The sequence below is a fragment of the Bradyrhizobium sp. UFLA05-153 genome, from assembly GCF_054185185.1.
Window position 1 is genome coordinate 1 of record NZ_JBBIAM010000176.1, and the last position, 14,643, is coordinate 14,643.

10 protein-coding genes and 6 pseudogenes are annotated in these 14,643 nt (G+C 59.2%); 8 read left to right on the forward strand and 8 right to left on the reverse strand.

Annotated features, from left to right (window positions below; genetic code table 11):
- Positions 1 to 867: 867 nt before the first annotated feature.
- Positions 868 to 2,118 (reverse strand): crotonyl-CoA carboxylase/reductase, encoded by a 1,251-nt coding sequence (gene ccrA / locus Q2941_RS47215; protein WP_458196889.1) that lies wholly within the window; start codon positions 2,116 to 2,118, stop codon positions 868 to 870.
- A gap of 606 nt (positions 2,119 to 2,724) precedes the next feature.
- Between ccrA and Q2941_RS47220 the strand changes: the two genes are divergently transcribed.
- On the forward strand, positions 2,725 to 3,795 hold the full coding sequence (locus Q2941_RS47220; protein ID WP_458196890.1) for an HpcH/HpaI aldolase/citrate lyase family protein: 1,071 nt from the start codon (positions 2,725 to 2,727) through the stop codon (positions 3,793 to 3,795).
- A gap of 43 nt (positions 3,796 to 3,838) precedes the next feature.
- A pseudogene (locus tag Q2941_RS47225) lies at positions 3,839 to 4,041 on the forward strand (ISL3 family transposase); the annotation flags it as partial.
- A gap of 24 nt (positions 4,042 to 4,065) precedes the next feature.
- Here Q2941_RS47225 and Q2941_RS47230 read toward each other — a convergent pair.
- Together Q2941_RS47230 and Q2941_RS47235 are read right to left on the reverse strand one after the other, a co-directional pair.
- Positions 4,066 to 4,802 (reverse strand): annotated as a pseudogene (locus Q2941_RS47230) (ATP-binding protein).
- An 11-nt stretch (positions 4,803 to 4,813) separates the two neighbouring features.
- Positions 4,814 to 5,581 (reverse strand): annotated as a pseudogene (locus Q2941_RS47235) (Mu transposase domain-containing protein); the annotation flags it as partial.
- A gap of 47 nt (positions 5,582 to 5,628) precedes the next feature.
- Here Q2941_RS47235 and Q2941_RS47240 point away from each other — a divergent pair.
- The 4 genes from Q2941_RS47240 (at position 5,629) to Q2941_RS47255 (ending at position 8,849) form a co-directional block, all read left to right on the forward strand.
- Positions 5,629 to 5,895: a DUF5372 family protein gene (locus Q2941_RS47240; RefSeq protein ID WP_458196891.1), complete on the forward strand. Its 267-nt coding sequence runs from the start codon at positions 5,629 to 5,631 to the stop codon at positions 5,893 to 5,895.
- A gap of 164 nt (positions 5,896 to 6,059) precedes the next feature.
- Positions 6,060 to 6,533 (forward strand): helix-turn-helix domain-containing protein, encoded by a 474-nt coding sequence (locus Q2941_RS47245; RefSeq protein WP_458196892.1) that lies wholly within the window; start codon positions 6,060 to 6,062, stop codon positions 6,531 to 6,533.
- On the forward strand, positions 6,530 to 6,811 hold the full coding sequence (locus tag Q2941_RS47250; protein ID WP_458196893.1) for a hypothetical protein: 282 nt from the start codon (positions 6,530 to 6,532) through the stop codon (positions 6,809 to 6,811). Before Q2941_RS47245 ends, Q2941_RS47250 begins: the two co-directional genes overlap by 4 nt.
- Positions 6,804 to 8,849: a recombinase family protein gene (locus tag Q2941_RS47255; protein WP_458196894.1), complete on the forward strand. Its 2,046-nt coding sequence runs from the start codon at positions 6,804 to 6,806 to the stop codon at positions 8,847 to 8,849. The genes Q2941_RS47250 and Q2941_RS47255 overlap by 8 nt, the downstream gene beginning before the upstream one ends.
- A gap of 18 nt (positions 8,850 to 8,867) precedes the next feature.
- Here the strand turns inward: Q2941_RS47255 and istA are convergent.
- Positions 8,868 to 9,599, reverse strand: a pseudogene (gene istA / locus Q2941_RS47260) (IS21 family transposase); the annotation flags it as partial.
- Positions 9,600 to 9,979: 380 nt separating this feature from the next.
- A complete protein-coding gene (locus Q2941_RS47265; RefSeq protein ID WP_458196895.1) occupies positions 9,980 to 10,459 on the reverse strand; it encodes a MarR family winged helix-turn-helix transcriptional regulator in 480 nt (159 codons plus the stop codon).
- A 469-nt stretch (positions 10,460 to 10,928) separates the two neighbouring features.
- Between Q2941_RS47265 and Q2941_RS47270 the strand changes: the two genes are divergently transcribed.
- On the forward strand, positions 10,929 to 12,452 hold the full coding sequence (locus Q2941_RS47270; RefSeq protein WP_458196896.1) for a porin: 1,524 nt from the start codon (positions 10,929 to 10,931) through the stop codon (positions 12,450 to 12,452).
- A 329-nt stretch (positions 12,453 to 12,781) separates the two neighbouring features.
- Here Q2941_RS47270 and Q2941_RS47275 read toward each other — a convergent pair.
- The 3 genes and pseudogenes from Q2941_RS47275 to Q2941_RS47285 form a co-directional block, all read right to left on the reverse strand.
- Positions 12,782 to 13,486, reverse strand: a pseudogene (locus tag Q2941_RS47275) (IS21 family transposase); the annotation flags it as partial.
- Positions 13,487 to 13,700: 214 nt separating this feature from the next.
- Complete coding sequence (locus Q2941_RS47280; protein WP_458196897.1) at positions 13,701 to 14,018, reverse strand: hypothetical protein; 318 nt, start codon at positions 14,016 to 14,018, stop codon at positions 13,701 to 13,703.
- A gap of 243 nt (positions 14,019 to 14,261) precedes the next feature.
- A pseudogene (locus Q2941_RS47285) lies at positions 14,262 to 14,512 on the reverse strand (IS110 family RNA-guided transposase); the annotation flags it as partial.
- Here Q2941_RS47285 and Q2941_RS47290 point away from each other — a divergent pair.
- Positions 14,459 to 14,626 (forward strand): hypothetical protein, encoded by a 168-nt coding sequence (locus Q2941_RS47290; protein WP_458196898.1) that lies wholly within the window; start codon positions 14,459 to 14,461, stop codon positions 14,624 to 14,626. The pseudogene Q2941_RS47285 and the gene Q2941_RS47290 sit on opposite strands and share 54 nt — an antisense overlap.
- The last annotated feature ends 17 nt before the right edge of the window (positions 14,627 to 14,643 follow it).

Below are 14,643 nucleotides of genomic sequence, written 5' to 3' on the forward strand. Positions count from 1 at the left end.
TCGCCGGTACGAATCCTATTCGGTCCAAGAATTGCCGTCAGATCAGCCACAAGATTGGTCATGTCGAGCATCCATCTAAGAATTCAAGATCATTATCGCCCACCAGTATGGCGCGACAATCAGGATGAGAGCCGCGCGTCAATCAAGGCGGGTGTCCTTGAAGAGGGAGCGTGACTGTCAGTGACAGGGCGACCGGTCGAGGCTCGGCGATCTCACTGCTCCTCGCCAACGTCTACTTACACTATCTCGTACTCTTGCCACGTCAGCCCGTCCGCTCCGGGTGCGGCATTCTTCTTAAGTTCATAGAACGCCTCTTTGAGCAGCTCGATACTGATGTGGTGGAAGAGCGAGGTAAACTTCTCCTTCCTTTCCCTTGCGACTCGTCGTACGCGGTCCAGCGCATTTGACGCACTTTCCCGGTCCTATGCCCGGGGCGCGTTTTGTTGGCCCGCATTCCCCTTGGCCCCCGCCCTTGGTTCCACAGGCTCCGCAGCCGGTCGCCCGGGCCTTGTTCGTCGGTTTTACAGCTACTACGCCGGGGGCTGACTTCCCGTGTTCGTGCATCATCGGCTACGGCTCCTCGCCTTTCCGATGCGGGCCGGGCAGCACTGCCGCTGGTCAGGGACCTACATCAAACTTCCGCAGCCCAAGTAATTCCTTCGAGACCGAAGCTGGAAACGCATTCTCCATCGCAGATCCCAGTATCAGTCAATCACTCGTCTGCATTGCCGAAACCATTGGTCAAACGCGACGGGGCAGGGCACGCAGGAAGCCAATGCCGACTTCCACGCTATCGACTCGTAGGGCCTGGATTTGGCACATGCCCCGCTCGGACTTTTACGGACTCTGCAAATGCGCCTCTGATAGCTACCTTACACCGCTTGCTTGGACAAGTACCGCCATGTTGCCAGGCAGGTGCTCATTCCTCCACATTTTGCTGTGTGCACGCGGAATTTCGGACCACGTGAAGACTTCTGATAGGCAGGGATTCAAACGCTGTTCGGCAACAAGCCGATTCGCTTCCCACACTTGATGTGGATTGGCAAAGTGGCTGCCCTGGATTCGTTTCTGCCGAATCCAGATAAAGCGCGCATCCAATGTAAGGTTGTAGCCTGAGGTCCCAGCACAGAAGACAACCATTCCGCCTCGCTTCACGACGAAGCAACTGACGGGAAATGTCATTTCGCCTGGGTGCTCGAAGACAATGTCGACGTCATTGCCCTTCCCTGTAATCTCCCAAATAGCTCTTCCAAAGCGGCGCACCTTCTTCATGTAGTCAACGTACGCAGCGACCTCATCGACGTCGGGGAGTGGGCCCCAACAGTCGAAGTCCTTCCTGTTTATGACGCCTTTGGCCCCCAATGACATCACATAATTGCGCTTCCCCTCATCAGAAACCACGCCGATTGCGTTGGCGCCCGCCACGGTTATTAGTTGCACTGCCATCGAACCAAGCCCGCCAGCCGCACCCCACACTAAAACATTTTGACCTGGTCGGATAACGTGAGGGGCGTGACCAAACAACATCCTATATGCAGTACCCAGGGTAAGTGTATAGCAGGCACTCTCTTCCCAAGTTAGGTGCATTGGCCGTGGTAGCAGTTGTCGCGCTTGAACACGTGCGAATTGCGCAAAGGATCCGTCGGGAGTCTCGTAACCCCAAATTCTCTGAGATGGTGAGAACATGGGATCACCGCCATTGCACTCGACATCGTCCCCGTCATCCTGATGGCAATGGAGAACGACCTCGTCGCCGACTTTCCAGCCCTTTACGCGGTTCCCAAGCGCCCAAATGATTCCTGCAGCATCAGATCCGGCGATGTGGTGCGATTGGCGATGCACATCGAAGGGTGAGACCGGCTGCCCAAGAGCGGCCCAAACGCCATTGTAGTTCACCCCAGCTGCCATAATCATAACCAGAGCGTCCTCTGGACCTATCCCGGGCGTATCAACCACCTCCACTCGCATTGCAAGCTCGGGGTCTCCATGCCGCTCCCGGCGTATCACCCAAGCATACATTTGTCTCGGTGAGTAACCCGATGGGGGAATCTCCCCAATTTCGTAAAGATCCTTTGACGGGGACTGATCGCCGCCACTCGGGTGATTGATTCTGCTCATGAGCTATCTCTGATCCAACGACGAGAACAACAAAGTGACTTGTGACTACATCTACAACGGGAATATCTTACTTTCGAGCATGAACTGATTGATGGGAATATCGAGTTCAATGATCACGTTGAGATTGGGGCAGCACATGGCGGGTTCTTAGATAGACTCATGCTTCCCAAACGCACTCCCCGATTCGGCGCGTGGCACGGAGATTGCTGCCACCAACTAGGAGCCCTCGCCCTCGACGATCAACAATACCGCAAAAAGGAAGCTGGTCCGCCTACCAATCTTGGCGGGAAGCGCAATTCCCATTGCCTTGCAAATTCGCGCAGCCATCGATTTTAACTTGAGATTTCTATCGGGGGTCGGAACCCGCTCCGAAGGCGAGCGGCCTTCCCGCAGTAGACCCGCCGCGTCGGTCTGCAGCGACCGAGGGCCAGGCATCCGACCAACTGACAGTCCCGTCAGCATAACTCCACGCCGGTGGCGCCATGCTAACGGCGGCGACTGGTTGGTCGCAGTGACCGTTCGGATCGCGCAGCGGCTTAGACAAGGTTACGCAAGCTGCTTCCGCCGATCTTGATCGCCCCGATGTCAGCCCACTAGGAAAGGTAGGTGCGCGGGCAATTCAGATATGTAAACAACAACCAAGCCTCAGCGGTCGTCCCCGAGCCAGCAAGAGGCTCTGACCTTCACGCGGCGTTAGAAATGCAAGTCCCGAACGAGGAAGAAACTATGCCCCAGACATTTCGAGAAGCTCGCTGGTATCGCTCGATGCTTTTCGTCCCTGGATACAAACTCGACTGGATGTTAAAGGCGCCCAAATATGGACCGGATGCCCTGATGTTCGATCTCGAAGACTCGGTCGAGGTTGGTCAGAAAGCTGAAGCTCGCACCACAGTCGCGGGAGCTATCAAGGAGCTATGCACCGGCTCCTTCGGGCGCTTCGTGAGGCTCAATGGGTGGCGAACAGGCTGTCTGCTAGACGACCTTAACGCGGTTGTAATCGATGGTCTCGATGGGGTGGCGCTGCCTAAGACTGAAGATCCGGAAGATATTGCCGCTCTTGACCTTGTGCTTGGGGAGTTGGAGAGGTCGCGGGGGCTGCCGGTCGGCCGGATCGAGATTTGTCCGCACGCGGAAACTGCAGTGGGCATGTACAAGTTCTACGATATCTGCATGGCCTCCCAGCGAGTCAAGCGGGCCGGTGCTGCTTGTGACCCACTCCCAGGTGGAGACTCAGCTCGCTCGCTCGGCTTGCAGCTCAATGATCCGACCGATGAGTGCATTTACTTTGGAGCCTATTCCGCGCTGCAGGCTCGCGCCGCCGGGATTATACAAGTCGAAGGCGCCATGACTGCGAGATTGGACGACCTCGAGTTAGTGCGGCGAATCGGCGAAAAATCGAAGCGCATAGGCGCAACGTTTGGGTCGGCGATCCACCCTAGCCATATCCCTGTCATCAATGAGATCTACTCGCCATCGCAGGATGAGATCGATGAGGCGCGTGACATAGTATCCTTCGCGGCGGAGGCCACCGCCCGCGGCGAGGCCGCGGTTCGGTACAAGTCAACGAGGCTAGTGGGCTACGCGATTGTTCGGACTGCCATGGACGTCCTTAGAAAGGCTCAGGCAGCCGGAATTGATGTTGGCAACGTTCCAAAATTCGAGCTGCCACGAATTTGAGATGGCCGACCGGGTTGACCCGGCGATTACGATCGCAATCAACAATCACCGGTACGCCAATCATCTCTGGAACCTGGAAAGGCACCGAATCGTGACGTTGCTGCCGGATCGTGATCCCGCGACCGCCAAGCTGTCTCTCTCATCCCACGATCGCAATCGTCGCCCGTGACCGCGGTGGAGGATATGGTGAAGCACCACGGCAAAGGCCCGGCCGCACGCTGTTCAGTCGCCGATCGTTGGCATCTCTAATGGAGCTGTCTCTTATACACATCATGTGTATAAGAGACAGGTCCACAGATCACGAGTCTCAGGCCTTCGGGCTTTGCCGCGATAGGGTGCGCCGAGATCGAGGCGGTAGGCGTTGTAGACCAGGCGATCAAGCACTGCGTCGGCGTGCCATTGGTCCACGGGGAACTGGCTGGTGACGATAGTGGAGCGGCGGCCATAGCGATCTTCAAGGATTTCCAGGAGATCTTGACGGGCGCCGGCGTCGAGGGGCTCGAGCCCTAATCGTCAAGGACCAGGAGCTCGACGCGGCCGAGGCCGCGCAGCAGGCGTTGATGGCGGCCGTCGCCGCGCGACAGGGCGAGTTCGGCGAACAGTCGTGGCACGCGCTTATAGAGCACGGAACGGTTGTCGCGGCAGGCCTTATTGCCAAGCGCTGAGGCGAGCCAGCTCTTGACGCCGGCTGGGCCGCAGATCAGGAGATTGGCATGTTCATCGATCCAATGGCCTTCGGCGAGCCTGACAAAAAGCGCGCGGTCAAGACCGCGCGGCGTGCGGTAATCGACATCTCGACAGGCCTGCTGACGCAGCTTGGCATAGCGCAGGCGCGTAGCGAGGCGCTTGTCGCGCCGCACGGAAGCTTCGCGGTCGAGCAACAGCGCGAGCCACTCGGCGTGGCCAAGGCTTGCGGCGTCACCGGTGGCTTCGATGTCGACGAAGGCCTTGGCCATGCCGTGCAGACCAAGCGCATGGAGCTGATCCAGAGTCGGATGGGTGAGCAACGTTTGTTCTCCTAGCGCGGCCCGCGGATGTTGGCATGCAGGATCTTCGTCTGCGGGGCGCTGGGAGCAGGACGCCGATCGAGATTTTTGGCGAGGATCGATTTGACCGCGCCGTAGGTGCGCGCGCCGATGTCGACGGCCCGGACCGCCGCGGCCTCGAGCCGTTCGCGCCCATAGGATCAGGCGAGCCGGAGAATGCAGAGACAGGCGCGGAAGCCCTGCTCAGGGTGCGGCCGCTCAGCGAGAATGAGATTGCAAAGTCCCAAAGTGGCGGGCCCGATGGCGGCGGCGTCCTGGCGAATGCGCTCGATGGTCCAGCCGGCATAGCGTCGATGGCTGAAGGCCATATGTTCAGGAACTGTGGTGTGCTTGTGATTGCCGCTCATGCGCTGATGGGCGGCAATCCGTTCGCCCTTGTGGAAGATCTCGACGGTGCGGGCCGTGAGCCGCACCTCGACCTCGGCACGGGCAAAGCGATGCGGGACGCTGTAGTAATGGGCCTCCACTTCGACGTGATAATCGATGCTGACGCGCCGGATGCGCCATTCGGCGAAGACGTAAGGAGCCGCTGGCAAGGCCTTGAGCGCCGGCCGGTCGATCTCCTCGAGCAACTGCCGGCGCGTTACGCCGAGCCGCCGGATCGGCCGTTGCTCGTTGAGCCTTTGGAGCAGATCTCCGATCGCCGCGTTGACGTCGGCCAGGCTGTAGAAGACGCGATGGCGCAGCCGGCCGATGAGCCAGCGCTCGACGATTAGCACCGCCTGCTCGACCTTGACCTTGGCAAAAGTTGTCGACTGCAGGTCATGCGGATACGACCCAGCAAAAGGTGCGGATCACGCATCCCTTCCATCCGCTTTGCGGTCGCAAGTTCGAGCTGATCTGTCGGCGCCGTCATTGGGGTGAAGACCGGGTGGTCTATAAGGGCCAGAACGGTCGACTTTGCACGATCGCGAGCGCCTGGACCGATATCGATCCACCCGATGAGTTCCGGCTGATCGCTGCGGGTAGAGCAGCCTTTTGCGTGGTTGACCTGTTGGCGCTTTGTGACGCGCTGGACCGACTCGCGGAGAGCATGGGCGCCAGCGATGCGTAAATATAAATACGCCGCATGTGTAAAGATAATAACGCCATGCCGCCGACGCGGCGCGGCGTATTACTACGTCGATAGCGGCTATAAATCTTCATATAGCGTCGACATCTCCATTGACGCTCAACATATAGAGGCGTATTTATATTTACGTAAGATTGAGGCCGAGCATGGCCAGGGCGAAGAAGCGGGATCCGAAGAGCGAGGCGCTGGCGCAAGAGGGCGTCCTCAATCCAAATCCGGAAGCCGTCCGCGACCCCTCGTTCGTCAGCAACCCATTCTTCGATGCGAAGGACCTGGTGCAGGTGCGCTACGAGATGGTGCGACGTCACCAGGTCGACGGCGTTGCGATCAGCGAGGCCGCCGAGATATTCGGCGTCACGCGGCCGACCTTCTACAAGGCGCAGAGCGCCCTGCAGACCGCCGGGCTTGCCGGCCTTTTGCCGAACCGGCGAGGCCCCAAAGGCGGCCACAAGGTCTCCGCCGAGGTCGTTGCGTTCGTCGCCGCTCTCAAAGCAGCAAGACCCGAACTGACGACGTTGCACTGCCTCGATGCGATCGAGGCGCGGTTCGGGGTCAAGGTGCACCGACGCAGCCTGGAGCGGGCGCTGGCGCGCAAAAAAAAACGACTCAGCCCAGCTTGATCGTCGCGCCTGCGGACGCAGCGGACAGCTACGAGAAGCTACGCGCCGCCGCATTGCGTGCCGAGTTCACGGCCTGCCCTGGTCTCACCATTCTTCGTCGACGGGGATTGGCAGCGTGGATCCGAGCACGCGGACAGGAGGTCGATACCGAGGTGGCCTGCTACGACCATCGGCTCACGCACTCTGCCCCAGACAATCCGTCGCCCGCGACAAGCGACGTCACGCGCCTCATCGCCGGCATCCTCGTCGCCATCGCAATGGAGCCCTTCCATGCCTGAGCTTAAAGTCACTGCCGACCATCTCAAGCGCGACGCTTACCTTTATGTCCGGCAATCGACCCTTCGCCAGGTCGCCCAGCACGGCGAGAGCACGGAGCGCCAATATGGGTTGCGGGATCGAGCAGTTGTGGCCGGCTGGCCGGTCGAGCGCATTCACGTCATCGATCGCGATCTCGGCAAGTCCGGCTCAAGTACGACAGCACGCGACGGCTTCCAGCAACTGGTGAGCGAGGTGGCGCTCGGCAAGGCCGGTATTGTCATGGGGCTGGAGGTCTCGCGCCTTGCGCGCAACTCGGCCGACTGGCACCGGCTCATCGAGCTTTGCGCATTGACGGCGACGCTCATCCTCGACGAAGATGGTATCTACGATCCAGCCAGCTTCAACGATCGCCTCTTGCTCGGCCTCAAAGGTACGATGAGCGAAGCCGAGCTGCACATCCTCAAAGCACGCATGCGTGGTGGTCAGCTCAACAAGGCCCGTCGCGGCGAGCTCGAGATGCGCCCTCCGGTCGGGCTGGTTTACCGGAATGATCGGACGATCGGCCTCGATCCCGACCTCCAGGTGCAGAACGCAATCCGTCTCGTGTTCGATATCTTCGAGCAGACCGGAAGTGCGATGCAGACAGTGCGCTTCTTCCGGGAGCAAGGTTTGCTGTTCCCGCGCCGACTCCGGACAGGATCGAACAAGGGTGATCTCCTGTGGGCGGCGCCCCACCATGCGCGCGTTCTGCAGGTGCTCCACAATCCGCGCTACGCCGGCGCTTTTGTGTATGGCCGAACGCGCATACGGCGCCGGCCCGATGGTGGCACCAGTGTCGTCAAGGTGGCCAGGGCCGATTGGCAGTTCGTTATGCCGGGGATGCACCCGGGCTACATCGACTGGGAGCGCTTCGAGGCCAACCAGCGGCGGCTCGCCGACAACGCTCGTGCATTCGGTGGCGAGCGGCGGTCGGGACCGGCGCTCCTCCAAGGTCGCGTGGTCTGTGGCCTGTGCGGCGAACGCATGGGTGTGCGCTACAGCCAGGAGCACGGCAGGACCGTCCCAACCTATCTGTGCCAGGCGAACGCGATACGCCGCGCGGGATGGACTTGCCAAACGGTTCCCGGGAAGATCGTCGATGCGGGGATCGCAGACCTGATGATCGAGCTGATGACGCCGATGACGCTGGCCGTCACCCTTGAGGTGCAGCGCGAACTTGAGGCGCGCGCCGCAGAGACCGATGCAGCGCGTCGCCAGCATGTCGAGCGGATGCGCTATGAAGCCGAGCTTGCGCGTCGACGTTACATGAAGGTTGATCCCGACAACCGACTCGTCGCCGATTCACTCGAGGCCGAATGGAACGACAAGCTGCGCCGTCATGCCGATGCCGCCGAAGACTACAAGCGCCGGAGCAAACAGCAGGCTGCGGCACTCAACGCAGAAGTCCAGCGACGCATCCTTGACCTCGCCGAGCAGCTTCCGCGGATCTGGCAAGATCCGCGAGTTGACTCCCGCGAGCGCAAGCGCATCGTGCGTCTGCTCATCGACGACGTAACCTTAATCAAATCGCAAACCATTACGGCCCATGTGCGCCTATCTGGCGGCGCCACGCGCACCTTGGTGCTCGAACGGCCGCTACCTATCGCCCAGATCCGCAAGTTCAAACCTGAACTCGTCGCCGAGGTTGATCGTCTTCTTGACCATCATTGCGATCGCGAAGTCGCCGAGATTCATCACGGATGGCGTACGTGGGAGGCAAAGGCGTTCAATCTGAAGAAGGTTGCCTTCATTCGCTGCGCCTACAAACTTGCGAGCCGATATGAGCGACTGCGTCGACGTGGTATGCTCACGACGCGCGAGATCGCCGCCAAGTTCTGCGTCTCCGAGACAGCCGTGCATACGTGGGGTCGCCGGGGGCTCATCACAAAATGCTATACCGACAGCCTGAACCGTGGCCTGTGGGAGATCCCGCCTGGCATGACGATCCGCAAGGGCTGCGGTGGGCGCGGCGCCCGCCCGGCGAAGCTCACCGCCATCACCGCGCCATCAAAGGAATGAGGTGCAGTATGAAGCGCTCGCCTTGTCGCGTGGACGGCGCGGCCGCGCCGGCAGGATGGCTGCGCCGTAGTGCGCCGCCATCTCGGCGTAGTTACGGTTGATCTGCGGATCGTAGAAGCACGCCTTGATGACCGCGACCTTGTATTGTCCGGCACCAGCAGCGCCGGCACACCACCGATCGCCTTGAAGGCGCCAACGTGGCCGGTGATCCAGTCGGCGAGCGCCTGGGTCCAGGTCGCCTGCGCGTAGGTAAAACTCGAGGCACCAAGCACAGCGACGAAGATCTGGGCGTTGCGCCGCTTCCCGTTGCGTCGGTCGACGACCACCGGAATGCCGTCGCCCGCATAGTCTACGAACAGGTTGTCGCCAGCCGTACGGACATCGTGACCGACAAACAGCCTTCCCAGGCACGGTAGAGCTCACAGTACCGGCTGTACGGATAGCCATCGGGCTCGGCCGCGATGTATTCCTCCCAAAGGATCGACAGCGTCACATGATTCGCGGTGTACTGCCGCCCAGTCGGGCTCGGCGCGGCGCCGATGGCCTTGATTGGTACCGGCGCCGGCAAACAGCCGGGCTTCCAGAACCGCATCCGTGACATTCTTCGGCAGCGGCCAGGTCAGGCCTGCCGCCTCGAACCGGCGGATCGTCAGCCGGTACCGTTGAGGGTGCAATCCCGATTCGTCGCGCAATCTCGCGGATCGCCATTCCGGCCGACTTCAATCTGATCACATCGCGCACATGGCGCATCGCAAGCCTCTCCATCGGCATCCAGGTCCACTCCTTCGCAAAGCCGAAAAAGCTGGACCTATCAGAGCAAGAAGCCTTCTCACCCCGGGCGATGTCATCCCGGATTGGTGGGCGAAATCATCTCGGAACGGTGGGCGACATCAAATCGGAATAGTGGGCGAGATCATTCCGGAATGGTGGGCGACATCGAGTGGAATCCGCATAGCTCGCTAAACTCTTGCGCACCATTATCCGGCGCTCGCCAAATCTGTCCCAACTCAAAAGATCTTAAATCGGCAGTCGCCCGCGTTCTTCACGGAGGACTCTATGATCACTGTCGGTCAGCAGGGCAGGAAAAAAATTCATCGATACAGTCGAGGTCGATAATTCGATTCCGCTTCCTACACTAGCCCTATGCTCAGTTTTTGAGATGCCAATCGGCTATTTTTGGCAATCGAGCTTAGTCGCTTATTGAGGTAATGAAGGGCCTCTTGGTCGAGTCCGCCAAAAATCGTGGTGTTGAGAGCTTGTCTTCTGATTGACAGCTTCGTGATTTCCGCCCGCGCCTTTTGAGTTAACGACATCTGCAGGAATCTTGCGTCGTCAGGCGACGTTACGCGGGTCAGGAAGTGCAGCCTTTCGAGCTTCTTAGTTTGATTGGTAACGAATGCGGGATGGATACGCAATTTGTTCGCAACCGCTATTCCAGAGACCCCACGACCTTCGTCGAGTGCGTCAATGGCCATCAGGATCAACCATTGTGGTTCGGTTATTCCCAGTATCTGGGCCCAACTCTTATGTATTTCCTCGAGCCGAGAGTTGATCTCCACAATGTTCCAAACGAAATCAGTAACGGCTCTATCGAGTTGTTCTTCTGCCATTTCGGTCTTCCCGCCAAATTTCAATGATGCAGCTAGGCGTAGCCGACTACGTATCGCTTTTAGGGCACACGAAAAAGGGGCCGCACACGACACCATGCAAAATAACAATTGACATATTCAATTGATTTTTACTATAGATTGATGTGGCGCTTGTGATGTATCGATCCGACGGCCAAGTTAGGTCTCCAAGGAAGCCTCCGGGATGCCCCCCGGAGGCTTCGTTTTGCTAAAGCGCGCTGGGAATATGCAAATTGCTAGAGTAACTGTTGCCGAATTGCAACGCACTTCGGCAAGACGCATGCAACCGAATTAATTTATTGCAACAATTGATTTAAGAAATTATATGGCGATGGACAGCGAGGGGCGCCTCGAAGTCGTTCCGTCAAGCGCCTGCCCCCAATGGGGCAAGGCTATTCGCGGCGGATCTTTTGAAAGACGGAAACGACGTTTCCAACTTGGAGGTTCATCCATGAAACTGACAAAGAGTCTTATCCTCGGCTCTGCCGCAATACTTGCAGGCGCCGGGGCACAAGCAGCCGATCTTCCTGTGAAGGCTAAGGCTATTGAGTACGTGAGGGTGTGCTCGCTATATGGTGCCGGCTTCCTCTACATCCCGGGCACTGACACGTGCATCAAGCTGGGTGGTTATCTGCGTGCCGAGACGGCCTTTGCCACGAACAGCGTTTATGATGCTGCCAATACTGGCGTGGCTGGCGCGCGGAACCGCCTCAGCAACTTCTACTACACTAAATCCCGTGAAGCCTTGACCATCGATACGCGCACCGCGACCGAGTACGGCCTGGTTCGTACCTTCTTCAGCGGGGTGTTCACGTGGATCACGGGCACCTATGCGGGGACCGGCTCAACTGCCGTGAATGGCTCGACGGGATACACGGCGGCGCCCGGTTCTCAGATTGGTGGTGGTTCGCTCGGTGTCTTCCATGCCTTCATCCAGTTTGCCGGATTCACTATGGGTAAGGCGGTCTCGCAGTTCTCGGCCCCTTGGACGAACTATCCGGGGAATCTCTTCGACGGCCTTCCGGGTGGCGGCGGTTGGGTTACTGGCGTGAACCAGCTCACGTATACTGCCGACTTCGGACAGGGTATTATAGCAGCGATCTCGGCCCAGGATCCTGTGGCCTATGGCACGACAAACATCTGGAACGTGAGCGGCGCGACAGCCGCTGGACTTGCGACCGGTGCGTACGGTGCCAACGACCTTGCTGGTTCGCGAGCGCCAGACCTCGTCGGAATGGTTCGTGTCGATCAGGCTTGGGGACTTTTTCAGGCGTCGGTCGCTGCGCATGACAACCATGCTGCCTACTATGGCGCGGCCGAGACGACAGGCCATCCGGAGGATAAATGGGGCTGGGCTGCTCAGTTGGCCTTGTCGATCAAGAACATCCCGACCGGCGTAGGTGACACCATCAACCTCCAGGCTGCCTACACCAACGGCGCAACTCGCTACAACTTTCAAGATCTGCTGAGCACTACCTACGCGATGTACGGCGGCACCGGCTTGCCGGGCGCCTACCAGAGCCTCGGGCTCGGCGGTCTCTCTGACAGCGTGTTCGTGACTGGCGTCGGCCAGGAGCTGACTACGACCTATGGCTTCAATGGTGGTTACACCCATAACTGGGATCCACATTGGGCCACGAGCATCTACGGTGCGTGGGCTGCTGTGCGGTACAACAACACGGCCAAAGGCTACATCTGCGGTGCGTTCGTCGCAAACCTTGCGCTGTCGAGCGGCGCTGCCGGTTGTAATCCCGATTTCAACTATGCAGCGGTCGGCGTGGCGACTTACTGGACTCCCATCAAGAACCTGACGTTTACGGCCGACCTTGCTTACACAATGCTCGACCAGAAGTATGCAAGCGGAAGCACAGTGACGCTGCCGACGCAGGCAGGTATCGCGAAGCCCGGAACTGTCTACGAGCTCAAGGATCAGAACAGCTTGACCTTCCTGCTGCGCGCTCAGCGCAACTGGTGAGTCTCTGTCAAAACAAGGGAAGGAGAAGGAGAAAGGCTCTATGGATCTAAGTTGACCTCCGAGTAGGCCTCCGGCATGCCCGCCGGAGGCTCCTAAAAGTCAGATCCAGGCGACTCGCATCAATGTTCCCATTCTGCTGCAGCTGCTCGGTCGTCTTGAGCATTTGCGAACTGCACTGTCTGACGAACGTGCCGGCTGATTTCTGTAGGGTTAAATCGGTCCAACGCTTCCATTTCCGTCGAACTCGCAAGCGGATTGGAGCTGCACTGGCCGGCAGATGATGCTGGGCCCCCTTTTTGAGTCGATCGAAGATGGACAGAGATCGAATGCCGTGTCCGAAGATGCAGTCGCCCGTCGATAGCACCGTTCTCGTGGGCGATGCCGCCATTGTTGCGGGTCGGCCGCAAGCAATAATGAGCGCACAGTTCATCATATCGGCGCGTCAGATTCTCGCGCGCTTTCCTGTCCAGATTGCGGAAGGCCGCCGATAGACTGTCGCTGCGATGCTCGTGCGGCCCCCGCCAAGCGACCACAGTGCGTTCTGCAACGCCGTGAAGCTCGCCGCCGAGCACGACACGGGCGTGCTCGAAGCCGGAATAGACGAGCTGGAAATGATAAAGCCGGTGATCGAGCGGCTGACCGGCGATGGTGATGGTGGACATCCGAAAGGCCAAGGCGGCCTGGCCGATGTGTCTGCCGAAAAATGATCTCCCCGCTCCTCGCCGTGAATGACGCGACAGGCGCGGATGTACAGCTCCAGCGTGCGACACCCGCCTCGTCCAGGTCGCGATGCCGCCGCATGATCCCCTTGAATATGGCCACGAGCGGATGTCGGGCGCGGCCTTGAGCAGCGGGACGATCTCCTCATCAAAAATGACAGCAAGCGAGTCAGGGCGCCGGCGGCCGCGCGGTGCCGTCTTCTGCGACGGATCCCTCTCGATCCGGTAGGCGGTCGCCAAGCTGATCGACGCCTTCGTCGCGGCGACGGCCGTCAAATGAATCTGAGCCTTCTGTGGTTGCTGCCCGTAAAGCAAGTAATCTCTGACTCTTTTGGCTTCTGTCTTCCTTTACGGCGTTTTCAGAAGCCGCTGGCCGGTATGGTGATCCGCGGATCAGGTCCAATTCTCATCTCCGAGCGCGATGGCTCTTTGGCTCTAATCTGTTCGATCGTTGCGCCCATTCGGGTCGCCGCTTCTCGCACCGCCTTCACCAACGTCAGGCTATTTCATGCTGCATGCGATCATTCCGTCACGCCCGCGCCGGGTGCTGATAATCCTCCTTCCGGGTGAGCATGGCCCAAATCGTCGGGGCCATCTTGTTTGGCAAGGCGATCGCCACCAGCATGCACGGCTTTCTCACTAGCGTCTGCGCCAGCCAGGATTCTCCGGGGATCGACTTACGCCCCAGGTAGTTCAGCCGCGACATCGACCAACGATGAGTAACTGGCGAATGTCCGCCTATCCTTCCTCGAAACGCGTCCGAGACTCTCCTTTCCCTCTGAGGAATGTTGTCGCGGGACCAAGCCAGCCAAGCAGCAAAGTCTCGGCCACGTTTGAAGCTCGTCATGTCGGGTTCGAAAGCCTCGATCGCCAGCGCGGTCAGCGGGCCGACCCCGAGTTGTCTGCAGCCGCTGCGCTGTGCCGGTCCGCGCCGCCAACTTCTCGAGCTGCTCTGTCTTGGCATCGATCCGCTCCGTTTTGTAGCCGATCTGGTCAATGAAACTCCGACACTCCTCGCGGACCAGTTCGGGCAGATCGCTGTTCGGATCCTCGAGGATCGCGTCAATGCGTGTGTTCGATTCCTTGTGGGATGAAACGAAAGGCTTCACATATTGCGGCGCGATAAGTTTCACTTCATGGCCGAGCTGCACCATCTCCCGTGCCCAATAGTGGGCACTGCCACAGGCTTCCGTCGCCACCACTGCCGGCGGCTCCGCCGCCATGAACTTCCGAACTGCAGCGGCGACAGCTTCTTTCGAACTTCAAGTGCCCCGTTATCGATGCGCCGTGGAGCTGAAAGACATTCTTTGCCAGATCCACTCCAATCACCGTATCCTTCAATTTTCCGTCCTCTCCTCTTCGTGGTTCAAATACCACATTGGCACGATGCCATCTGTGCGTATTCCAGCGATGGTGATCAGCGGTACAGGCGATGGCGATCAGGGATTCCAGTGATCGTGATCAAGCTTGGA

Coding starts and splice junctions, on each gene's coding strand:
- ccrA (WP_458196889.1), bottom strand. CDS start 2,118: ATGAGCAGAATCAATCACCCGAGTGGCGGCGATCAGTCCCCGTCAAAG.
- Q2941_RS47245 (WP_458196892.1), top strand. CDS start 6,060: ATGGCCAGGGCGAAGAAGCGGGATCCGAAGAGCGAGGCGCTGGCGCAA.
- Q2941_RS47255 (WP_458196894.1), top strand. CDS start 6,804: ATGCCTGAGCTTAAAGTCACTGCCGACCATCTCAAGCGCGACGCTTAC.
- Q2941_RS47265 (WP_458196895.1), bottom strand. CDS start 10,459: ATGGCAGAAGAACAACTCGATAGAGCCGTTACTGATTTCGTTTGGAAC.
- Q2941_RS47270 (WP_458196896.1), top strand. CDS start 10,929: ATGAAACTGACAAAGAGTCTTATCCTCGGCTCTGCCGCAATACTTGCA.
- Q2941_RS47280 (WP_458196897.1), bottom strand. CDS start 14,018: ATGACGAGCTTCAAACGTGGCCGAGACTTTGCTGCTTGGCTGGCTTGG.